Origin of the sequence: Kitasatospora sp. NPDC053057, from assembly GCF_044546945.1 — a bacterium.
GTDB lineage: Bacteria > Actinomycetota > Actinomycetes > Streptomycetales > Streptomycetaceae > Kitasatospora.
In genome coordinates, this window is the sequence record NZ_JBITZP010000026.1 from 23539 (window position 1) to 45049 (window position 21511).

The window sequence follows — 21511 nt, forward strand, 5'->3', positions numbered from 1 at the left end:
CGTTCGTCGGGGCCGGGGTGTCAGACGGACTGCTCGGTGGTCTTCATCCGGCGCCACGGGTGCAGCAGGGTGGCGCCGAGCTCGTCGGTGGTCGGGAACGCGGCCGGGTCGGTGAGGCCGACGGCTTCCGGGGTCCGTCCGGGCCGCCAGGTGAAGCTTCCGAACACGTGGTCCCACAGCGACAGGTCGGAGGCGTAGTGGCCGGCTTCGGCGAGGTCGGTGCTGTGGTGCAGGCGGTGGAGTTCCGGGCCGGCCAGCACGTGGCCGAGCGGACCGATGCGGACGTCGATGTTGGCATGGACGAAATACCCCTGCGCCATGACGAATATTCCGACCACGAACACCGAGTCCGCCGAGAATCCGATCAACGCCAGCAGAAGTTGGACCACGGACTGCGCGAACAGGACGTCCAGGAAATGGTTCACGCCGTTGTTGGCGACATTCACCTTGTCCGGCACGTGGTGCACGCCGTGCAGCCGCCAGAGCCACCGGTTGTGGTGCGACCAGCGGTGCACCAGGTAGTCGCCGAGCGAGCCGAGCAGCAGGGCGAGCGGGATCTCCAGCGCGAACGGCAGCGCCGGGCGGGCCGGGCCGAGCAGCTCCACCAGCGTGGTCACCAGCCCCTGGGCCAGTCCGCCGCCGACCATGCTAAGCACGAAGTACACGCTGTACCACCGGAGTTCACGCCCACTGGGATGCCAGTCGGTCCGGTACGGGATCACCCGCTCCAGCACCGCCAGGTAGCCGATGACGGCGATCAGCACGAGCGGGGAGACCTTGTCGGGCGCCCAGTGGAAGCGCAGTGTCGCGACGGCCGTGCACAGCACCCCCAGGAGCAGAAACGGATGGGCGAGCCGGCGTGCGATGGCGGACAGCACGCTCCCCCTTGTTATTCGCGGACTAACGAATGGAAACGTCAGAGACTCTAGCGGGAGCTGCTGGCAGGTTCAGTCATTCGACGTGTTAACGCCATGAATAACCCGATCGATGGAAGATCCGAGCACGAAGTTGACGTATGAGCGGCGTGAACCGGGCGCATTCACTGCCGGGTTCGCCGGCCACCGGAGTGCGGTGCGCACGGCGCCCGGACGGTCCGCCCCGCACGCCCCCCGCCGAGGCCTCAGCGGTCAGGACCCGAGTGCTCGTCCGGGGCTCATCCGGGGCTTATCCGGGGTGGAAGATCACCCGGACATCGGCGCCGACCGGGACGACCAGCACGTTGCCGCTCTCCCACGTCCAGTACTGCGGGATCAGGAACATCCGGTCGCCGGACTGCGCCAACAGCCGGAAGCCCTCGTAGCGGTACCGGTAGCGCGCCCCTGTCTCCACGTTCGGCAGTGGCGTCTCCCGCACCCCGGCCCAGTCCACGGAGAGCCGCTCCCGGGTGTCGAGCAGGATCGCCGGCCGGAGGTACAGGTTGCGGGAGAGCCAGACGGCGTCGGCCTGCCCCTTCTCCAGGGCGTACCCGCCGACCGCCCAGTACGCGCACAGCGCGATGATCGCCACCACGACGCCCAGCACCGCCCGCTCGCCCCTCGCCGGGAAGGCCGCGCCCGTGACCCGCACGAACAGCAGCCGCGCCATGACGGCGAGCAGCAGCGCACCGCCCAGCAGCAACGGGGTGCCCATCGGACCGGCGTCGATCGCCTCGATTCCCGCCAGCAGGCCGAGCACCAGCAGCGCGGCCACCGGCAGCGCGGCGGCGAGGCACACCCGGCGCAGCGCCCGGACACCCGCCGCGCCGCGTTCGGAGACGCCGGACGCGAACTGGTACGCGAGCACGACCACCAGCGCTCCGCTGAGCGCCGCCCCGGCGGGCAGGTAGAGCGCGGAGGAACTGCGGAGCAGCAGGTTCTGGGTGGAGAAGCCGATGGACGCGGCGTCGATGCCGAAGTGGCTGTAGAAGGCGTTGGTGTAGGCGTACCCGAAGAAGAAGAGCAGCGCCGTGACGAAGGTGGTCGGGGCGATCCAGCTCGCCAGCCGGGTGACCCAGTCGCTCCACGGGGCCGTGGGCGGTCCCTCCGGGGCGGCGGGCTGCCGCTCGGGCCCGAACGGCCGCTCCGCCGCCTCGCCCGAGCGCTCCTCCCCGGCAGGGCTCAGGGGGTGCTCCCGCTCTCGGTGCCGTGCCCCGTGCTGCTTCCCTGGCCGCCGCCGCGCGGGGATCCATCTCCCCCGGGGCTCGTCGGTCCGCCGCCCGTACCGCTCGTCCCCGAGCCGGCGACCGTTCCGCCGGCCTGCAGTTGCCTGCTCTCCCCGTCGATGGTCACCGTGAGGCAGACCGGCCGGGCCTCCGAGCTCTCCGTCGGGAGGGTGAACACCACCGATTCGCCGGTGCCGCCGGTCACGGTGGTCGGGAGCTCGTGCGGGCTCGCGGACGCCGCACCCTTCGTGCAGTCGGTGACGTCGCTGATGGTGGCGGTGAACGTCGCCGTCGAGGTGCTCTTCAACGTGATGACGGCGGTCGTCCCGGTGCCCGTCGCGTTGGCGGACACCTCACCGGCGTTCTTGAATCCGCCCTTGGCCTCGCCCGGCTTGGTCCGGGACTCCGTGGGCTGCCGACCGTTGCCGCTCTGCCCGTTCCCGCTCTGCCCGTTCCCGTTCTCCCCGTTGCCGCCCTGCCCGTTGCCTCCCTGGCCGGTCGGGCTGACGTTGGTAGAACCGCCCCCTCCCCCTCCCCCGCCGCCGCAAGCCGCCAGGGCCGGAACGAGCAGGGCGGCCGCCAGCCACCGGGCCGCTCCGCCGGCCCCGCCACATCCGATGTGCCGCGTCCCGGGCATCCGTCCTCCCATCCGCTCAGCGAACAGGGCCCGTCGGCCCCGCCGCACGGTACCCGTTCGCATACGGCCCGGTGGTGCGCCACGCAGACCCAGGCCGGGCCCACCACCCGTTCGGCGCACCCGCGGCCCGCCCCCGTCCGGCACTAGAGTCTGAGCGGACGCCACGTCAGCGAATCGGAAGGAAGAAGCACGTGACCACGGACGCCATCCCGGTACCGGAACTGGCCCCCGAGGCCGTCGAGCAGTGGCGCGCCGAGGAGGCCCAGCTGGTCGAGTTGCTCGCCCGGGCGCAGCGCGGCATCGGCGGCATCGCCGCCTTCCGGCTCGGCCCGACGCCGACCGTGCTGGTCACCGACCCGGCCGCGGTGCAGCACGTGCTTGGCCGCCATCCCGACCGGTACGTCAAGCGCTCGCACCGGGCCCGGATGCTGGTCGGGGACGGCGTGCTGTCCGCCACCGGGGACGCCTGGAAGCGCCAACGGCGGCTGCTCCAGTCCCAGTTCACCGGCCCGGGCATGCGCCGCTACGAGCAGCGGATCGCCGCCGCCGCGCGCCGGACGGCGCAGCGCTGGGAGGGGTACCGGCGCAGCGGGAAGACCTTCGACGTCGGCGAGGAGATGCGCGGCTTCGCCCTGGACACCGTCTGGCGGGCGCTCACCGGCCTGGAGCTGGACGACCGGACGGACACCGAACTCCGGTCGGTGGAACGGGTGGTGGCCGCGATGCCGACCCTGCCGACCAACGCGGCCGACGCCCGGGACGCCGTAGCCGAGGACCTCGCCCGGATCGACGCCGTCGCCCGCGCGGCGATCGAGGCGGCCCGCACCGCGGACACCACGGAACCGGGGGTGCTCCGCGTTCTCCTCGACGCCGCCGACGAACACCCCGAGTACACCGATCAGTTGATCCGCGACGAGCTGGTCACCCTGCTGGTCGCCGGTCACGAGACCACCGCCAGCACCCTCACCTGGCTGTTCCTGCTGCTCGACCGCAACCCCGGGGCGCGTGACGCCGACCCCCAGACCCTGGTCAGCGAGACCCTCCGGCTCTACCCCGCTGCCTGGATGCTCCCCCGGCACGCCGTCGAGGACGACGTGATCGCCGGCCACCACATCGCCGCCGGCACCGACGTGCTGGTCTGCCCGTACCTCACCCACCGCGACCCGGCCCTGTGGCCCGACCCGGAACGCTTCGACCCCACCCGCTTCGCCCCCGGCGCCACCCGCCCCGCCCACCTCGGCGCCTACCTCCCCTTCGGCCTGGGCGCCCGCGCCTGCCTCGGCACCCAGTTCGCCCTCCGGGAGACCACGGCACTGCTGGAACTCCTGCTCCCGCTGGGCCGGTTGGAGTTCCACTCCCGCCCCGACGGCGAGGCCTTCAGCATCACCGTCCGCCCCAACGGCCCGACCCCGGCGGTGCTGCGCCCTGCTCCCTGAACCGTTGGCCCGAACAGTGGATTCGGGCTCTCCACACGGCCCGTTGCGGCCACCGGCGCGGCGGCGTCGGCTCGACTGGTGGGCGGCCCGTTCCCCGACCCTCCGGAGTCAGCCATGCCCCTGCGCACGCCCTCGTCCCGTCCGGTGGCCGCCGCCGGTTCGGCGCTCGCCCTGATCGCCGCCCTGGGGTGGACGGCGGGCTGCGGCGCTCCTGCCGCCGACCGCACCCCGGGCCCGGCTGGCACGCCGTCCGTCGACGCCGCGCCGCTGATGCAGGCGCGCCCGTCCACCGCCCCGGGCGACCACGACGTGTCCTTCGTGGTCAACGGCACCACCACCTACGGCACCCTGCACATCCCACAGGGCCCCACCAACGCGATGATGCCGGCCGCGCTGCTGCTGCCCGGCAGCGGGCCGACCGACCGCAACGGCAACCAGCCGCCGCAACTCATGCCCGACACCCTCGCCGACCTCGCCCGGCTGATGGGCGACGACGGGATCATGACCCTGCGGTACGACAAGTACGCCACCGGCCGGACCGGTCTGGGTACGTACGCCGGGAACCCGGGTGGCCTCGACCTCAACGCCTTCGTCCAACAGGCCACCGCCGCCTACCAGTTCCTCGCCGCCCAGCCCGGCGCCGACCCGCAGAAGCTCCTCATCGCGGGCCACAGCGAGGGCGCGCTGATCGCCCTGGAGGTCGACCAGAACCCGAAACCGGCCCCGGCCCCCGCCGGGCTGGCGCTGCTGGAGCCCCAGGACCTGCGCCTGCTCGACCTGTTCACCCTCCAGGTGGACCAGCAACTGGACGACGCCCTCTCCGCCGGTCAGCTCGACCCCACCCAGGCCACGACCGCCAAGTCCGCCGTCACCAACGGGGTGGCCGCCATCCGCGCCGGCCGGCCCGCCGACACCACGGGCTTGCCCGGCCCGATCGCAACGGCGTTCCAGAACCTCAACGCCAACCTCACGTTCGCCCGGACCGACGACGCGGTCAACCCGGCCGACCTCGCGGCCAAGGTGCCGTCCGCCACCAAGGTCATGGTCACCTGCGGCACCGCCGACACCCAGGTGCCCTGCTCCACCACCGCCCCGCTGGTCGACGCCCTCAGGACCGCCGGCACCGGCGGCCCGGGCCTGATCACCCTCCAGGACGTCACCCACCTCCTCCAGCCGGCCGGCTCCCCCGCCACCACCAACACCCTCGCCCCCGCCGCCCAGCAGGCGATCCACACCTTCGACCAGCTGTGGCACTGACCGGGGCCCGGGTGAACCGCCGCGCTACCGGGCGAAGCCGAAGGAGGTGACGAGCAGACGGCTGACGTACGGGGTCTCCGCGCCGCCCAGGCCGGTCGGGTTCACCGAGTACACCACCTTGCGGCTCAGGTCGCGGGTGGCGAACACCCCGCTGGTGTAGCCCGGCCGGGAACCGGTCTTGCCCCAGGCGACCACGCCGTCCTGCTCGATCCGCTGCAGGCCCATGCTGCCTGAAATCCTGGCAGGAGCACTCCCAGCCCCACCATCGGGGAAGATCCCCGTTCCGTCCCGCAGATGCCCTCGGGGTTTCCCCGGGGTTGTCCCTGACGCCGATCGGTCAGAGCAGTCCATTGCCGGACCGGCGCCGCTCGACCGCCCGGACCAGGTCGGTGCCGATCTCCGCGAGGAAGACCGCGGCCGTGTCGAGCCGCTGTCCGGCGGGTGTGGCCGCGCCGAGGAGGTCGGCGCCGTCGCGGGTGAACTCGGCCAGCAGGGCGTTGCGTTGGGCGCTGGCGAGCATCGAGCGGTACCAGACGTCGGAGTCGATCGTGTACTGCTCGCGGCGGCCGTGGCCGTCCCGTTCGCGGCGGATCAGTTCCTGGTCCTCCAGGTAGCCGACCGCCTTGGAGACCGAGGCAGGGCTCACGCCGAGCCGTTGCACCAGCTCGGCTGCGCTCAGGGTTCCGCTGTCGGTGACGTAGAGGCAGCTGAGGACCCGGGCCACCATGCGGGGCAGGCCGAGTTGTACCAGGAGGTCGGCGAACTTGCCGGCGAACTCGGCGACGGCGGCCGGGTCGCGCCCGTCCGGCACGGAGGTGGCGCCCCCGGCGGGCCGGGCCGTGCCCGGTCGGCGGCGGGCCCGTCGGGCGGTGGCGCGCTGGGCTGCGTGCGCGCGGTAGCGCCCGGGGCCGCCGTTGCGGGCGATCTCCCGGGTCACCGTGGAGGTGGGGCGGGCGATCAGCCGGGCGATCGCGGCGTAGTCGAGCCCTTCGGCGAGACCGGTGGCGATCGCGACACGGTCCTGCTGGCTCAGCCTGGCGCCTGGCACGGGGGCTCCTTTCTTCGGGCCTCGGTCCTCGGCCCTCAGTCCTCGGGACGAGTATCCGGGCACCGGGGACGATTGCAATCACGATTGCATTCGTCGACAGGCCCATTGCAATGATTGACCGTCACTGACCTGCCATTTCGCACGGATTGGTGCAATCTCTTGTTGAGGGAATCCCGAATCCTGCCGTACGTTCTTCACCAACGACGAAAGCCCGACCAACCAGGGGGACCCACCGTGAAGACCACCGCCCGCGCCGCCATCACCACCGTTCTCGCCACCGCCGTGGCCGGTGCCCTACTGACCGCCACCCCGGCCGCCTCCGCCGCCTCCGCCGCCGGCGGTCACCAGGGCCTGCAGACCACCCTCGACCAGGCGGTCACCGGGGCCGGCCTGCCGGGGGCGATGGCCGAGGTGCACAACGGCGGCTCGACCTGGTTCGGACAGGCCGGCGCGGCCGACCTGAACACCGGCCGGCCGCTGCGCCCGCAGGACCGGTTCCGGATCGGCAGCACCACCAAGACCTTCGTGGCCACCGTGCTGCTCCAGCTGGAGGCCGAGCACCGGCTGAGCCTGGACGACAGCGTCGAGCAGTGGCTGCCCGGCCTGGTGGACGGCAACGGCTACGACGGGTCGAAGATCACCGTTCGTCAGCTGCTCAACCACACCAGCGGGATCGCCAACTTCGCGGTGGCCGACCAGGTCAGCAAGGACTTCCAGGGGCAGCCGTTCCTGCAGCACCGCTTCGACAGCTTCACTCCTCGCCAGCTGGTCCAGCTCGGGATCAGCGTGAAGCCCCAGTTCGCCCCCGGCACCGGCTGGCAGTACTCCGACACCAACTACGTACTGGCCGGCCTGGTCATCGAGCAGGCCACCGGGCACAGCCTCGCGCGGGAGATCACCGACCGCTTCGTGAAGCCGCTGCACCTGAAGAGCACCTACGAGCCGACCGCCGACGACACCGGCATCCACGGCCCGCACGGCCGCTTCTACTCCAAGCTCGGCCCGTTCGACGCCCCCACGCTCCCCGAGTACGACGTCACCGAGCTCAACCCGTCCTGGGGCTACGGCTCCGGCGACCTCATCTCCACCGTGGGCGACCTGAGCACCTTCTTCCAGGCCCTGCTGGCGGGCCGCCTGCTGCCGCCCGCCCAGACCGCCGAGATGTTCACCATGCAGGACCCGGGCGGCGCGTGGATCCCGCAGTCCCACTACGGCCTGGGCGTCGCCTCCCTCACCCTCTCCTGCGGCCGGGTCTGGGGCATGGGCGGTGCGATCGACGGCTCCTGGTCGTACACCTTCGGCACCCGGGACGGCCGCCACCTGCTCTCCACCGAGGTCAACGGCGACTGGGCCGACGGCGAGCAGTGGGGCCCGGTCTCGGTCTTCACCAAGGAACTGGAGGCGGAGTTCTGCGGCAACACGACCGCGTGACGCACAGCGGACGCGCGAAGGACGCACACGAGCGTGGCCGCTCCCGAACCCGGGAGCGGCCACGCCGTCAGTGCAGGGTCACATCCGGGGCTCAGAAGCCGAAGACGTCACCCGTGTACTTGCCCAGCGCGCTGCTGTTGACGTAGGTGTTCGACCAGTTGACGCTGGTGGCGCCCCAGTTGCCCTGCGCCGTGACGCTGACCGGCGCCTGGAGGGCCATGACCATCCAGGTCGGGTGCACCAGCAGCTTGCTGAAGTCACCGTTGACGTTGGCCAGTTCACTGCAGGCCGCGTCCGGGTTGGTGACGGTGCCCGTGCCGGTGATGACGGTTAAGCCGTTGCCGTCCTGGGCGGAGGAACAGGTCAGGTCGGCCGAGGTCGTGGTGCCCGTGGAGTCGGTCTTGGTCAGGTGAACCGAGCCGAGCACGGTGGTGCCCGTGGTAGCGGCTTGGGCGGTGCCGGCCATCAGGATCGCCGAGGCCGCGCCGGTCGCCAGCAGGCCGGCGACCGTCATGGTGATGCGTCGCATTCGTGATGCCTTTCCTCTACGTTGCCCGGATCTTGTGTTTCCGGGCAGCTGTGTGCGCCACGCAATCAACCGAAGTTGTGCGAAGCGTTACGATCATATGAACGCTTGTGTCAGGGTCATGAAGAACATTGATCTTTGTGGCGCAGCTCACTCCGCCGAGGCGATCGCGGGCGCCCCGGCGTTCCGGGCGAGGAAGTGCAACAGGTTGGCGAAGCCACGCGCGTCGTCGATCGCCTTGTGGGTGTGCTCCACCCCGCCGAGCCAGTGCGAAGGCAGCTTCGGCGCCGCGAGGTCCGCAGCCGGCCGCCCGGTCAGCGCCGCCGTGTACGAGCGCAGGCACAGCGCCGGCCCGTGGAAGAGGCGGTCCTCCTCGTACGGGCCCTGGTGCAGCCCGTACGGGGTGAACCGCCGCAGGTAGTAGTCGATCCACAGGCCGTCGAACGACAGCGGCGCCGCGGCGAACGCCCGCCGCCCGGGCAGCGATCGGATCCACTCCACGTACCTGCCCAGCACGTCGACGACGGGTTCCGGATTCGCCGTCGCGGCCTCCCAGGTGCCGGGCTCGGAATCGAACCACTCCTTGGTACGCGGGTTCGGCGCCGCGCCGGGGAGCGGTTCGAGGACGGCCTCGAACTCGCCGAAGGTCCGCCCGTCCATCGTGGTGGCAACGGAGGCGAAGGACCGCATCGAGTTCGCGCCCGGCCACGGGCCGTCGACCTCGATGTCGGTCACCACGTAGGTCCAGTCGCTGAGTTCAGTCATGCGCTCGACCGTACCGGCAGGCGATGACTGTCCCTGTTCCGTGCGGAGTCAGGGCGCCTTACGCCCGCGCGCAGACGCGCAGACGGCGGAGCATCCGGGCGTCCTGGAAGCCGACCGCCCGCGCCGCGGTCTCGGCGGTCGCGCCGTGGGAGATGAGGTGTTCGGCGCGTTCGAGCCGCAGCTCCTGCTGGTAGCGCAGCGGGGTGAGGCCGGTGGCCCCGGTGAAGTGGCGGGTGAGGGTGCGCTCGCTGACGCCGGACGCGGCGGCGAGTTCGGCAAGGCGCAGCCGGGTGGTGAATCCGGCGTCGATCAGGTCCTGTACGTGGTGGACGGCGTCGACGAGGTGGGCCCGGTGCCTGAGCATCGCGCTGGTCTGCTGCTCGTCGCCGTTGCGCCGGGCCGCGCGACCCGGTGCTCGATCGGGTGGGTCGCGGTGGCGTCGGTGACGAGTGCGTCGAAGTGCGCACCGTCGGCGGGCTGGTCGAGCTGCGTGAGTCCGACGACGGCGAGGTCATCGTCCGCACCGTTCCCGCCAGGTTCGCGAAGTTCCTCCAGGCCGCCAAGGCCGGCGAGTTCGACCGCCACACCCACTAACCAGGTAACCAGGCGGCCGCTTCGCTCCGTGGAGCGAAGCGGCCTCCCAGCAAACCTCAGTCCAGGCAGAACTCATTGCCCTCGATGTCCTGCATCGAGATGCACGAATCGTGGCCGTCGTACAGCAGTTGCACCCCTACCGCGCCGAGCGCGACCACTCGTTCGCACTCGGCCTCAAGCGCGGCCAACCGCTCCTCGCCCACGAGCCCGGTCCCGACCCGCACATCGAGGTGCACCCGGTTCTTGACGACCTTCCCCTCGGGAACGCGCTGGAAATACAGCCGCGGACCCACCCCCGAGGGATCGCTGCAGGCGAACCACGAACCCCGCTCCTCCGGAGGACGGGAATTCTCGTAGTCCTCCCAAGTGGCGAACTCCTTCGGTGGCTCCGGCGCGACGTACCCCAACACCTCGCACCAGAAGCGGCCAACGCGCTCCGGTTCTGCGCAGTCGAAGGTGACCTGGAACTGCCTGATCGTTGACATCGGCCCACCATAGTGGCGCGCGCTGCTCACGGAGGCCGCCAGGCCGCACGTCAGGCCGACGCGTTGCCCCCTCGGCCGAGGTGCCGGGTAAAGAAGCGGACCGCACTGTCGACTTCGAACCGGGGCAGTTCCTTGTGCTTGCCCGAGTTCACGTGCAGGGACTTCTCCGCCGAGGCGAAGGCGTCGAACAGCGCGAGGCCCTCCTCGCGGGATATGTGCTCGTCGTCCCACTGGAGGTCGAACTCGACGGGGATGGTGATCTGCTTCGCGTACCCGGCCAGCACATCGGGCCAGTGCTGACCGAACACCGCGGCCGTGATCCGGGGCTCGGCGGCAACGAACGGGATGCCGATCGCGGTGCCCATGTTGATGCCCCAGAAACCGATCGGCCCGTCGGTTCCGATCTCCGGCAGCTGCTGGAGGGCGTCCAGCAGCGCGCGGTACTCGGGCACGGCGAGCTTGGCCAGATGGTCGTTGTAGCGGACCACGATCGGGCCCTCCGGCTCGCCGGCCGCCCGGGCCGCGAACAGGGCGGCTATCTCCCGCTCGTCGTGCTCCGTGCGCGCCCGGTCGCCGTGACCGGGCGCGTCGAGGACGGCCACGTGGTAGCCGCAGCCGCGCACCAGGTGCCCGGCCCGGCCCGACATCGCGGGGTGCTTCTTGTGGTTGCCGCCGCCGTGGGCCTGAAGGACCAGCGGCGCACGATCCGCACCGGACTCGGGGGACCAGAGGACACCGGGGACGCCGTTGACGGTGAAGTCGCGTTCGACGATGCCGTCAGCGGTGGATTCAGCGGTGAAAAGGAAAGCGTTCATGGCAGTTGCCCTTCGAGAGTGCCTTGTGAGAAGGCGCTCCCGGCGAGATCTACGTCAATCGCCATTCGTGACGGCAAGGGGGAGCACCCATATCGGTACAGCGTTCATGGGTCTCACCTCCTCGGGCGGCGTCACGGTCGACTGAGAAGCTATCAGCTTGAGCACCCACCCCTTCCACTCATTTTTCCGCCACTTGCATCGGCCCGGCGGCCCTCCGCTGTCCCCTTGACAGGAGTCGCGGCCCTCGCGGCCGGCGCAGGTGTCGGTGTCCGGGTTGAACCCGCCCGATGACGGTGGCCTCCTGTCCCGGCCGGAGCATCGCGTCGGTGCCTCTGGTCGGCAGCTTCACCGGGGTGATGCCGTTCACCGCCTCCGTCAGTCTCACCACCGCGAGGTCGTAGCCGCCCACCTTGTCGCGCGATCAACTCGCCTCGGCCAGTCGGTCCAAGAAGTCCTGGACGCCGTCCACCTGACGGTAGCGCTTCAATGCCGGTGCGAGCTCGCGCACGAGGGCAACGCACCGCGGGGCTCCGATACGCGTAGCCAGGTCGAGCGACTCACCGGTGACGGCGAGCGCCTGCTCGACCTCGTCGGACTGCAGATACCCCTTCGCCTGGTACGTCAGGAAGACCCCACGCGTCTTGTCGCGGGCCCCGGGCAGCAGCGCCATCCCCTCGACGATCCGGGCGTGCGCCTCCTTCGTACGGCCGAGGTCGAGCAGGCACTGACCGGAGTCGACCGCCAGGTCAGCCGACCCCATCCACGCGCACCAGCTCGGGGCGGGGTCGACCGACCGAGACCCGAGCGCGACCTCGGCCGCCGACAGATCCCGGTAGCAGGCAGCGCCCTCGCCCAGGGCGGCGTGCGCCCGCGCGCGCCGCAGCAGCAACAGCGACCTGGCAGTCGGGTGCTGCGTCCCGGACAGGGCGTATCCGAGCTGATCGACAGACACCTTGGGTTCGCCGAGCCAGTTCGACTGATAGGCGAAGTCCGAGAGCACGCCCGCCCCGTGGTCGCGGTCCCCCGCCGCGTGCGCGTTCTGCAGGGCCGCTCCCCAGAGCTTGCCTGCCGCCCAGTGCTGGCCGTGGTCGAAGCGGTACCACCCGCACGCCCCCACATGTTCCAAGCCAAGGTGGACAAGGCGTTCGACGTCCGGGTGACCGCCGTGGGCTGCCAAACGTTCGGGGTCCGGATCGACAGCCCCGATCTCGATTGGCGCCACCGCCAGGACCTCATGACGTGCACACCGGTCGGCGTACCGGAGCCGATCGCACGTGCGGTCGTCACCTACCTCGCAGAATTCCGTTTGACGAACGGCGCGTTCGACTTCGCCGTAACCGCCTTCGGCGACTGGTACTTCCTTGAGTGCAATCCGAACGGCCAGTGGGCCTGGCAGCCGGTGGAGACCACCGCGGCAGTCGCCCGCGCCATCACCGGCCAGCTGGAGAAAGGCCACGACACGTGAGCACAGCAGCTCAGCTCCGCGCTGCCCTGGTGGACAGGCTCGCCGCGGACGGCGCCCTGATGGATCCCGGGTGGCGCAGCGCGGCCAGGGCGGTGCCCCGCGAGTTGTTCGCGGGGTCCTACTTCGTGCCGCTGGCGGGCAGCGTCCCGACGAGCTACCGGGCCGTTCGGGCGGGCGAGGCCGGATGGTTGGAGGGGGTCTACTCCGACGAAACGCTGATCACTCAACTCGACGGCCGTAGCAGGCCCGACGACGTGACTGACGGGACCGTGTCCGGCTCACCGTCGTCCTCGTCCACCCTGCCCTCCCTGGTGTTGCGCATGTGGCAGCAACTCGGCGCCGAAACCGGACACCGGGTACTGGAGATCGGCACCGGAACCGGCTACTCGACCGCCCTCGGCGCGCACCGTCTCGGGGACACCCGTCTCACCAGCGTCGAGTACGACCCGGTGGTGGGCGGGGCAGCCGCCGTGGCGCTCAAGGCAGCCGGCTTCGCACCCCGACTGATCATCGGTGACGGGCTGCGCGGTGACCCGGACGGCAAGCAGTACGACCGGCTCATCGCCACCTGCTCGGTCCGGTACATCCCGCTTCCATGGCTGCACCAGGTGAAACCGGGCGGAAAGATCCTGGCCACCTTGTCCGGATGGAGCTACGCCCACGCCCTCGCGCTCCTCGACGTGACCGGCCCCGGACAGGCCACGGGCCGCTTCCTGCCCGGCTACACCAGCTTCATGATCGCCCGGCCCCACGACCGGCCGCCCCGCCCGACACTGGCACTGTTGCCCGGGCAGGAGCGCCCCAGCCGGATCGACCCCGCGAAGCTCGACGACTGGACCGGCGGTTGGGTCGCGCAGCTCGCGGCACCCTCGGCCGAACGCATGGGGGCGGGAGCGGAACAGATCCTCTGGGACGTGTCCACCGGTTCGCAGGCCCGGACGGCGCCCGGCCCCGATCGCGGGTGGACCGTCGTGCAGCGCGGTCCCGTCCGACTGTGGGACCGCGTCGAGCGGGCCGTGCAGTGCTGGCAGGCCGGCGGCGAACCCCACCAGGAGGCCTTCGGCATCACGGTCTCGGCCGCCCGTCAGCGGGTCTGGCTCGGCGACGAGGACGGACCCGGCTGGGACCTGCCGATCTGACGCACCGTCGCGAACTCCGCAGTTCCCTGCCGACCTGCAAGTGTCAATTCAGGTATGCCAAAGCGACCGCGACAAGCGAACACGCTGCGGCACCCCGCACTGACCCCTTTGGCGACGCCGTGTGGCTGGACGGTCCGGAGAACCCGGTGCCGTCCCGAGGCTGACCCTCGGTGGCGAGGCACCCAGCCGCTACCCCCGGGTCTCGGCCTGGGCACGGAACTGGCGGGCGATGTCGCCGGCCTTGCTGATGTTCCCGCCGGTCAGCGGGTCCCCCTCCGAGACCACCACCCAGGTGCTGTCGTCGATCCAGGCGCACTGGATCCCGCTTTGCACGTGGTTCCCCAACGCGTCGGCCATGCTGGTCTGGGTGTACACGTGCGCGCACTGCATCGTCCCGCCGAGCGGGCCCGGGTCGGCGTCCGTGACCGGACCGTGGGTGATCTTGACGTCCGGCGTGTCGGTCATCTGCCACATCTTGGCCAGGCCGACGGAGTGCTCCTGCGCGGTGAACGCGCTGTCCTTCACGACTGCCACCACCGTCATGAACCGCGCCCCGAACTGGCCCCCCGCGTAGAAGGCAGTGCTGACGTGTAGGTTCGGGTCCTGGTTGAGGCGTTGGCCCTGCAGTTTCAGCAGGCGCCCGGCATTGGTGTCATCGTTGTGCCGCATGCCGAGGAAGCTGTCCGGTAACCGCACCTGGGACACCGGCTGACCGCCGGCATCGCCGGCCGCCGGTGCGCCACCGGCGGCGGACTGCGCCACCCCGCCCTGCGGTGCCGCCTGCCCGTGGGAGTTCGTCAACGCGTACAGCCCACCGCCCGCGACCAGTGCCGCGACCACGCCGAGCGCGACCCAGAGCCCGGCGCGGGAAGGGCGGGGTGCGGGTGGCGGCGGGTAGGCGGGCGGCGGCGGAAAGCTTCTCGGCGGGTTGGTGGGTGCCCCGTCCTGCTGCTCGTGCATCGGTGGACTCCTGAAGGCGTGGTGGGTCGGTACTGCTGTGCAGCTTGCCCGCCGACCCGCCCGGTCCGATCGTCCTCGTCCGCAACTGTTCCGAATCTGTAGCATGCCTGGATACTTGATTGTCCGTCAGGTCACGACGCGCGCGTGCCCTGCCCTTCGCCCAGCCCGTCTCCCTGATCCGCTTCGCGAGCAGCGGAGTCCCAACTGCCGTGCCAGATCCCGGGCGAGGGTCGTCTTTCCCCCTCCTGGAAGTCCGTTCACCACTACGGTAACCATGCGGCAATCCTGGACCGATCGGCACGCCGGCTGTTTCAGGGCTGCACGACGACCTGTTCGCCCTCTCCGTTCGGTGCCTCGAAGTTGGCCAGGTAGCGATTGAACAGCGGTCCGTCCACGGTGACGGAGTTCGCACCCTCCTCGCCGTTCCGCACCGCGAGGCGGCGCTCCAGCGTCGTCCGGTCGGCCTTGAGGTGGACCAGTTCCCAACGGCCGCCGTGGCCCTCGATGAGCGCCTTGTAGTCATCGCGAGCGGCGCGGCTCCAGAAGCTGTAGTCCACCACCACGTCCCGCCCGGCCAGTATCAGTTCGACCAGTTCCTGTCGCTGCTCGCGGCGGACCTCCTCCTTGAGCCGGTCGTACGCCTCCTCGTCCAGCACCAGGCCGGCGTCGCGCTGCCCGAGTCGCTGCCAGACCACCTCGTCGATGGAGAGCCGGACGTAGCCGCGTCGCACCAGTTCCAGCGCATAGGTGGTCTTGCCCGCCCCCGGCAGGCCGCACATCAGCACCACCGTGCTGGTAGCGGCGCCGTGCACGGCGCGTTCCCGGAGGTCCAGCCCCGTGCGGAGGAGTTCGCGCGCGGCTGCGGCCTCCTCGTCCGCCCAGGCTTCCTCGCCGGCGGTCGGGTCGAGGGCTTCTCCGCCGGAAATCCTCTCGTGGGCGCTGTCGTGGAGCGGCCCCCGGGTGGGAAGCGGTGGGCTGGTCACGATGCGGTGCGGGAAGTAGTCGGCCATACGCGTCTCCCTGATGCCGTGGCGGCACTCGCCGCGTCGGCCATTCTGCCCTCAGCGCTCGCGTGTAGTGACGCCGGATCAGGTGGAGCGCCCGACACGAAGCGGATTTAAGCTTCCGTCAGCGCACGAATTTCCCGGCGCGGCGGCGTTCGAGCTTCGACATCCCGGCGGTGCCAGAAGATGCGTCCACGGACATTTGTTGTGCTTCCCGAAGATCGAATCCAGAATGGTCGCAGTGCACCAGGCCGCCGTAATGGCCGCGAAGGTATGCCGAGTGACGTCTCGGCAGGCACGTCATTCGGCCTTTGCACAGGTCTGGTTGAAAGGAACGGGGAATTCCAGCGTGCATTGACGCCCGCTGTCGGCAGACCCTCGCGACGCCTCAAGGTCTCTGCGGCGTCCGTTCGTGAGACGTCCGGACGGCAGACGCGGCGTCATCTCCCTTCTTCCGGACTCCACCCTCACCGATTCATCAGAAAGGCACCGCCATGTCCCTCCTGCGCAGCAAGATCGCGCTGTCCGCCGCCACGCTCGGCCTCGCCGCCGGCAGCCTGGCCCTCGCCGTCCCGGCCAACGCCGACACCATCCAGGGCTACAGCAACTTCCCGTGCTACAACCGGGTCTGCTTCTCGTACCACCCGGACGGCATCGGTTCCTGGTGGACGTCGGACGCCCCCGAGTGGACCGACCTGGCCGGCCAGAAGTTCGGCGTGGGCATGCAGGGTTCCACCGCCTACCAGGGTTACGGCGCGGACGTCAAGAACGCCGCCGCCTGGGTCGCCAACGGCGGAGCCGAGGACCTGTACGTGTACGTCAACAGCAAGGGCTACGGCTGGGGCGCCTACGACAAGGTCATCTCCACCTACGCCGGCAACCTGGGGGTCACCTACAACAACGAGGCCTCGTACTCGATCACCAACTACGGGTGATCGCCGCCGGCTGACGGCCGTCGGCCGCGGTGAGGCCTGCCTCGTACCTCGGCCACCGGTTGTTCGCAGATCTCCGTCGGGGCGGCCGCTCGCGCACCGCGCGCGGGCGGCCGCCCCGGCAGCCACCACCCTGCTCCTGGAAGGTCCCCACTGCCGTGCCGCGTCTCCCGCACCGCGTGTCCGCCGGATCCGCCGCACTCGTCGTCGCGGCGCTCGGCGCCCTGCTGGCCGGCTGCGCCGCCTCGCGGCAGCCGACCGCCGCCCCGAACGGCGTGACTGCCGCACCAACCCTGGCGGACATCCCGGCCACCCCCAGCGTCACCGTCCCGACCGCCGTCCCGACCGATCTGAGCGCCCTCCGCCTGCCGATCGAGCAGTACGTGCTCACCCCGGCCGAGGACACCCAGCTGAACCACGCCATGTGGGTGCTCGCCGCCGCTTGCGCGCAGCACCACGGCTTCGACTTCCAGGCGCCGCCCGCACTCACCCACCAGCGCAGCGGCAGTGAGGTGCCACGCCGCTACGGACCTGCGGATCCGGCCACCGCCAAGTACGGCTACCACTCCCCGCCCGTGGCGGAGCAGGACAAGATGCCACCGGACGTCCTGGCCTCGCTGCCGGACGCCGAACGCGCCACGGTGTACAGCTGCCGCAAGGACGCCGAGACCCAACTCACCGGCGGCGCGGCATTCGCCGCCGCCTCGATCGGCGACCAGATCAACTCCGCCAGCTACAAGAAGGCCACCGCCGACGACCGGGTCAAGGCCGCGTTCGCCGCCTGGTCCGGCTGCATGAAGACCGCCGGCTACGACTACGCCACACCGATCGACGCCTACAACGACCCGCACTGGCAGGGCTCCCCCACCGCCGACCAGCGGGAACTCGCCACCGTCCAGGCCGACATCGACTGCAAGCAGCGGACCAACCTGATCGGCATCTGGTACTCCGTGGACGCCGCCTACCAACAGCAGCAGATCCAGGCCCACCAGGCGGAACTCGACCGCGACCGCACCAACGAACAGCACCAACTCGGCGAGGCCCGCAAGGTGTTGGGGCCGAAGTCCTGAGCAGCGTCCACCCGGCCCGGCGACGCGCGCCGCACCGCGCCGCTCCCTACTCGACCGTCGGGGGTCGGGCGGCGTCCAGCAGCGGGCCGATCAGGCCGGGGAAGCGCTGCTCCAGGTCGCCCGCCGAAGCGCGATCAAGCGGTGCTTGCCGTCCTGGCGCGTTCTCAGTGGCGGTGGTGGTTGTCCGGCTGGGCGGGGTCGCCGGGGTGTTCCAATCCCTCGACCAGGGTGAGGCGCTCGGCGGTGGCGAGGTCCGGGGAGGAGTCCATCCACCAGCCGGCCGAGTAGTGGTGGGGCATGTAGTGGGTGAGCACGCCCTCCCCGCCGGGCGCGATCCACTCGAACTCGCTCGGGAACTGCATCACCCGGGCGTCGTCCTTGCCCTCGCGGAAGTTCTTCTGGATCGGTCCCCACTGGTGGAACGGCCCGCGGGCCCAGGCGCTACCGGTGAGGCCGGCCGCGGCGAGGTGGCCGGGGAACTGCGGGTCGTGCCCGAACACGTCGAGCTGCCAGGCGGTTCGGGGATCGCCGCCGAGGATGTCGCGCTGGTAGCCGATGCCGTAGACGATGTTGCGGATGGTCGTCTCGGCGCCGGTGAGGTTGGTGTTGGGCTCGTTGTACGTACCGCCGACGAGCTCGACCTGCCCGCGCTCCAGCAGCAGGCTTAGCGTCTCGCGGCGCTCCGGGTGCTGGTCGAAGTACGGCTTCAGGTAGTCGACTTCGGCGAGCACGAACTTGTACACCGGGTCCCGCAGCGCGAGGTCCAGGTGGGCGTCGACGAGCGCGAAGCCGTTGCGCTCCCACAGCGGCCGGGTGGTGGCGTCGGCGGAGAGCAGTTCCCAGGGGGAGGTGTAGGCGGCCTGGGTGTTCCACCACACCGGGTCGTAGTGGAAATGGGAGACCAGGAACATCGTCCAGCCCGGCTCCGCGACCTCCACGACGCCCGGCATCTCGCTGGATGACGCCCGGACGACCACCGGAAGTCGGTCTCCCGGGGAGGCGCCGGTGATCTCCAGGGGCACTTCGACCAGCCCCGTGCCGGCCGCCTCGCCGCGGACGCCCGTTCCGCTGACCGTGATCCGGGCGGCCGGGCCCTCGATCGTCACCCGCAGCAGCTGGCGCGGGGCGCCCTCGGGGCCGGTGAACAGGTCGGTGCTCTCGACGGCGGTGATGATGGTGACCGGCACGGGGATTGGTCCTTTCCTGACGGAGGCCTGCGGAGTCCTACTGGCCCCAGGCCTCGAACTCGTAGATGCGGGCCGCCGGATCGGTGCTCTGGGTGGGCTTGGTGACGACCAGCCGGACGCAGCGGGCGGTGGTGTTCACCGGGTGGGTGGTGGTGCCCGCGGTGTTGCCGGTCACGGTGGTGACCGTCGTCCAGGGGTCGGTGGTCTTCGAGCGGACCTGGATGGAGAAGTCCCGGGTGTTGTACGAAGCGCTCTCGCCGCCCGCCTGGGCGTGCTTGACCACGAACTTGTTCAGCTGCTTCGCCGAACCGAGGTCCACCTCAAGCCACTTGGCCGAGGTCAGCGTGCACCATTTGTCACTGGTCCCGCCGCTGACGCTGCCGTTGACGGCCTTGGCCGGGCCCTCGTCGGCGTTGCACCGGCCGGAGGCGGTGGCCGGGCGGTTGAGCGCCAGGTTGGTCGAAGTGGACGGAGTGCCGTTCCAACTCACCGCCGTGGAGGCGACGTCCGAGCGTCCGTACGTGGTGGACACCGCCTCGACGTCCAGCGTGGTGCCGGTCTCGGTGCCGGCCCGGTCGAGCCGCCCGACGAAGTAGACGTCGTTGGGCGTGGCCCCCAGGAAGGTGCGGCTGCCGTCGGCGTTGCGCCGGTACACCTCGTAGTGGTGGACGTTGCCGCCGGGCGCGGCCGTCCAGGAGAGCCGCAGCGACTGGGTGGCGCCCGCGGTCACGTCGCTCGCCCCGAGGACGGTCAGCCCGCTCGGCGCCGCCGGAGTCTCCACCGAGCCGTCGTAGAGGGCGACTTGGCCGACCCGGAGGTCGTAGGACGGATCGGAGCCGTCCACCTGCAGCGCGAGCTGGGAGATGGTCCGGCCCGCGTACGGGGAGAGGTCGAGCGTGTGCCGCTCCCAGCCGGCCCCGGCGTTGTCCCCGACGTCCACGGTGGTGAAGCTGCCCGGGGTGTCGGTGAAGGAAACCGCGGCCTTGAGCTTGGTCGGGCCGGCCGCCGGGGTCTTGACCACCAGGTCGAGCTTGGTGTTCGCGGCGACCGGCAGGCTGGTCTGGTAGAGCCGCACGGTGTTGGCGGAGTCCAGGGTGCCGGTCAGCCGCAGCGAGGAGCCGCCCTGGTAGGAGTCGGTGAAGTCGATCGACGGACTGAGCTTGCTGCCATTGGAGTTGACCACCCAGCGGTAGGTCGGCGGGACGTCCTGCAGCGAGAGGTTGTTCCAGCCGCCGGTGGCGACCCGGGTGCCGGAGGCGTTGTAGAAGTCGCCCTGGCCGGTGTCGAAGTTGGTGACGAAGGGCTTGGCGGTGATCGACGAGGACTCGGCGACGTAACCCGCCAGACCCGGCCAGCCGCTGGAGAGGTCGGTGTTGGACGGGTCGTTGTTGGCACCGACCCAGTAGCGGGCGTCCTTGGCGTAGAAGTCGGCCCGGTCGGTGGCGGACTTCCAGGTCCACTCGGGGCGGTAGAGGCCGAGCGAGGTGGTGTGCGGCTGACCGGCCGGGAAGAGGGTGTTCCAGTCGACGGAGGTGTTGTAGCCGTTCGCCTCGGTGTCGATGCCGGAGTACAGGTCGTATTCGCTGCGGCCGAGTTGGCGGGCCAGGGCCCGGGAGGAGTCCAGGCCATCGGGCGTCCAGCCGAAGTTGAGGAACATCGAGTCCGAGGTGCGCTTCGGACCGTCCTGCAGGAAGGGCGAGTTGGCGGAGGTGAGGGCGTTCTGCCAGTCGACCGCACCCGAGGTGGTCATCGCGTCGTACCACATGAAGTCGGTGCCGCTCCGCGCCTTGGTGTACTGCATCAGGTCGCGCACGTCGGTCGCGAGGCCCGAATCGCCGCCGCCGGTCTCCTGGTTGATGAACCAGCCGTCGAAGCCGTAGTACCGGGCGGCCTGCACCAGCTTGTCGGCGACGGGGTAGTGGTCGCCGGACTTCTGGACGAAGTCGCGCACCCACTGGAGCTGGCCGCCGTACGCGGCGGGCGGGAAGAAGACGGTGCCGTAGACCTTGACGCCGTTGCGGTGGGCGGCGTCGATCACGGTCGGGTTCGGCGCGAGGATCAGGCCCTCACCGGCGGAGCCGCCCCAGAACACCAGCTTGTCGACGTACTGCCAGTAGCCGAACGCGTAGTAATTGGGGTCGGCGGAGCCCTGGGAGGGGTTGTTGGAGGTGGGGGCGAAGGACACCAGCGAGGCGATCTTCCCTTCGCCCGCGCGGGCGTTGGGGTTCGCGGCCAGGGCCGGGTCGCTGGTGCGCGGCTGGAGCGGGACGCGGGAGCGGTTGAACCGGGCGTCCGGGTCGGTGGCCGGGTCCCAGTTGAGGATGGTGCTCGGGTACCAGTAGGAGGCGTAGGGCTGGTTCCCGGGGGCGGCGGCCGGCGGGGCCGGAACAGGAGCGGCATGGGCGGCGGGTGCGACGCCCAGCGCGGCCGTCGCGAGCGCGAGGCTGAGCAGTAGGGGCAGACGTCTTGACATGCGGTGGCTCCGATCGAGCGGAGTGGGTGGGGCCGGGCCCACCGGCAGCGGCAGGCCCGGGTGCATGCGGGCATGGCGGCGCTCAGGAGGGGAATGCAGCGAACATGACAGCAGACGGTGCGCAGGCCGGACCCCCCTCGGCGCAGC

The 21511-nt window shown here is 70.8% G+C and carries 22 protein-coding genes and 1 pseudogene; 8 read left to right on the plus strand and 15 right to left on the minus strand.

Annotation, left to right across the window (positions count from 1 at the left end; all coding sequences use genetic code 11):
• Positions 1–20: 20 nt before the first annotated feature.
• From ACIG5E_RS25395 to ACIG5E_RS25405, 3 genes are all read right to left on the minus strand, one after another.
• On the minus strand, positions 21–878 hold the full coding sequence (locus ACIG5E_RS25395) for a sterol desaturase family protein (RefSeq protein ID WP_396536965.1): 858 nt from the start codon (positions 876–878) through the stop codon (positions 21–23).
• 286 nt (positions 879–1164) lie between these two features.
• Positions 1165–1788, minus strand: coding sequence for a hypothetical protein (locus tag ACIG5E_RS25400; protein WP_396536967.1), 624 nt, complete (start codon positions 1786–1788; stop codon positions 1165–1167).
• 308 nt (positions 1789–2096) lie between these two features.
• Positions 2097–2777 carry a hypothetical protein gene (locus ACIG5E_RS25405; protein ID WP_396536969.1) on the minus strand — a complete coding sequence of 227 codons (681 nt, stop codon included), beginning with the start codon at positions 2775–2777 and terminating at the stop codon, positions 2097–2099.
• Positions 2778–2968: 191 nt separating this feature from the next.
• Between ACIG5E_RS25405 and ACIG5E_RS25410 the strand changes: the two genes are divergently transcribed.
• Together ACIG5E_RS25410 and ACIG5E_RS25415 are read left to right on the plus strand one after the other, a co-directional pair.
• Positions 2969–4213 carry a cytochrome P450 gene (locus tag ACIG5E_RS25410; RefSeq protein WP_396536971.1) on the plus strand — a complete coding sequence of 415 codons (1245 nt, stop codon included), beginning with the start codon at positions 2969–2971 and terminating at the stop codon, positions 4211–4213.
• A gap of 114 nt (positions 4214–4327) precedes the next feature.
• Positions 4328–5470, plus strand: a complete 1143-nt coding sequence (locus tag ACIG5E_RS25415) for an alpha/beta hydrolase family protein (RefSeq protein WP_396536973.1) — start codon at positions 4328–4330, stop codon at positions 5468–5470.
• Between the two features lie 24 nt (positions 5471–5494).
• Here ACIG5E_RS25415 and ACIG5E_RS25420 read toward each other — a convergent pair whose 3' ends face one another.
• Both ACIG5E_RS25420 and ACIG5E_RS25425 read right to left on the minus strand, forming a co-directional pair.
• On the minus strand, positions 5495–5695 hold the full coding sequence (locus ACIG5E_RS25420) for a hypothetical protein (RefSeq protein WP_396536975.1): 201 nt from the start codon (positions 5693–5695) through the stop codon (positions 5495–5497).
• Positions 5696–5807: 112 nt separating this feature from the next.
• Entirely contained in the window at positions 5808–6518 is a 711-nt protein-coding gene (locus ACIG5E_RS25425) for a MarR family transcriptional regulator (protein WP_396536977.1), read from the minus strand.
• A gap of 234 nt (positions 6519–6752) precedes the next feature.
• Here ACIG5E_RS25425 and ACIG5E_RS25430 point away from each other — a divergent pair, with 234 nt between their 5' ends.
• Positions 6753–7949, plus strand: coding sequence for a serine hydrolase domain-containing protein (locus tag ACIG5E_RS25430; protein ID WP_396536979.1), 1197 nt, complete (start codon positions 6753–6755; stop codon positions 7947–7949).
• A gap of 91 nt (positions 7950–8040) precedes the next feature.
• Here ACIG5E_RS25430 and ACIG5E_RS25435 read toward each other — a convergent pair whose 3' ends face one another.
• The 3 genes and pseudogenes from ACIG5E_RS25435 to ACIG5E_RS25445 form a co-directional block, all read right to left on the minus strand.
• The gene (locus ACIG5E_RS25435; protein ID WP_396536981.1) at positions 8041–8478 is read right to left on the minus strand and encodes an SSI family serine proteinase inhibitor; all 438 of its coding nucleotides are present in this window, start codon (positions 8476–8478) and stop codon (positions 8041–8043) included.
• Between the two features lie 147 nt (positions 8479–8625).
• Positions 8626–9240, minus strand: coding sequence for a hypothetical protein (locus ACIG5E_RS25440; RefSeq protein ID WP_396536983.1), 615 nt, complete (start codon positions 9238–9240; stop codon positions 8626–8628).
• Between the two features lie 58 nt (positions 9241–9298).
• A pseudogene (locus ACIG5E_RS25445) lies at positions 9299–9640 on the minus strand (helix-turn-helix domain-containing protein); the annotation flags it as partial.
• A gap of 23 nt (positions 9641–9663) precedes the next feature.
• On the opposite strand from ACIG5E_RS25445, the gene ACIG5E_RS25450 reads away from it, so the two are divergent.
• On the plus strand, positions 9664–9834 hold the full coding sequence (locus ACIG5E_RS25450; RefSeq protein ID WP_396536985.1) for a DUF397 domain-containing protein: 171 nt from the start codon (positions 9664–9666) through the stop codon (positions 9832–9834).
• A gap of 56 nt (positions 9835–9890) precedes the next feature.
• Here ACIG5E_RS25450 and ACIG5E_RS25455 read toward each other — a convergent pair whose 3' ends face one another.
• The 3 genes from ACIG5E_RS25455 to ACIG5E_RS25465 all read right to left on the minus strand — a co-directional run bounded on the left by ACIG5E_RS25455 (position 9891) and on the right by ACIG5E_RS25465 (position 12260).
• Positions 9891–10319, minus strand: coding sequence for a VOC family protein (locus ACIG5E_RS25455; protein ID WP_396536987.1), 429 nt, complete (start codon positions 10317–10319; stop codon positions 9891–9893).
• A gap of 50 nt (positions 10320–10369) precedes the next feature.
• Positions 10370–11134, minus strand: coding sequence for an alpha/beta hydrolase (locus ACIG5E_RS25460; RefSeq protein ID WP_396536989.1), 765 nt, complete (start codon positions 11132–11134; stop codon positions 10370–10372).
• A gap of 421 nt (positions 11135–11555) precedes the next feature.
• The gene (locus ACIG5E_RS25465) at positions 11556–12260 is read right to left on the minus strand and encodes a hypothetical protein (RefSeq protein WP_396536991.1); all 705 of its coding nucleotides are present in this window, start codon (positions 12258–12260) and stop codon (positions 11556–11558) included.
• Positions 12261–12266: 6 nt separating this feature from the next.
• Here ACIG5E_RS25465 and ACIG5E_RS25470 point away from each other — a divergent pair, with 6 nt between their 5' ends.
• Both ACIG5E_RS25470 and tgmC read left to right on the plus strand, forming a co-directional pair.
• Entirely contained in the window at positions 12267–12599 is a 333-nt protein-coding gene (locus ACIG5E_RS25470) for a hypothetical protein (RefSeq protein ID WP_396536993.1), read from the plus strand.
• Positions 12596–13738 (plus strand): ATP-grasp peptide maturase system methyltransferase, encoded by a 1143-nt coding sequence (gene tgmC, locus ACIG5E_RS25475; protein ID WP_396536995.1) that lies wholly within the window; start codon positions 12596–12598, stop codon positions 13736–13738. Before ACIG5E_RS25470 ends, tgmC begins: the two co-directional genes overlap by 4 nt.
• Before the next feature lie 189 nt (positions 13739–13927).
• On the opposite strand, the gene ACIG5E_RS25480 is transcribed toward tgmC, so the two are convergent.
• Both ACIG5E_RS25480 and ACIG5E_RS25485 read right to left on the minus strand, forming a co-directional pair.
• Positions 13928–14698: a hypothetical protein gene (locus tag ACIG5E_RS25480; RefSeq protein WP_396536997.1), complete on the minus strand. Its 771-nt coding sequence runs from the start codon at positions 14696–14698 to the stop codon at positions 13928–13930.
• A 311-nt stretch (positions 14699–15009) separates the two neighbouring features.
• Positions 15010–15708, minus strand: coding sequence for an AAA family ATPase (locus ACIG5E_RS25485; RefSeq protein WP_396536999.1), 699 nt, complete (start codon positions 15706–15708; stop codon positions 15010–15012).
• A gap of 488 nt (positions 15709–16196) precedes the next feature.
• Between ACIG5E_RS25485 and ACIG5E_RS25490 the strand changes: the two genes are divergently transcribed.
• Both ACIG5E_RS25490 and ACIG5E_RS25495 read left to right on the plus strand, forming a co-directional pair.
• A complete protein-coding gene (locus tag ACIG5E_RS25490) occupies positions 16197–16637 on the plus strand; it encodes a hypothetical protein (RefSeq protein WP_396537001.1) in 441 nt (146 codons plus the stop codon).
• Between the two features lie 176 nt (positions 16638–16813).
• Positions 16814–17704, plus strand: a complete 891-nt coding sequence (locus tag ACIG5E_RS25495; protein WP_396537003.1) for a hypothetical protein — start codon at positions 16814–16816, stop codon at positions 17702–17704.
• A 164-nt stretch (positions 17705–17868) separates the two neighbouring features.
• Here the strand turns inward: ACIG5E_RS25495 and ACIG5E_RS25500 are convergent, their stop codons facing one another.
• Entirely contained in the window at positions 17869–18891 is a 1023-nt protein-coding gene (locus ACIG5E_RS25500; RefSeq protein WP_396537005.1) for a hypothetical protein, read from the minus strand.
• 37 nt (positions 18892–18928) lie between these two features.
• Complete coding sequence (locus ACIG5E_RS25505; RefSeq protein ID WP_396537007.1) at positions 18929–21364, minus strand: discoidin domain-containing protein; 2436 nt, start codon at positions 21362–21364, stop codon at positions 18929–18931.
• Positions 21365–21511: the final 147 nt, after the last annotated feature.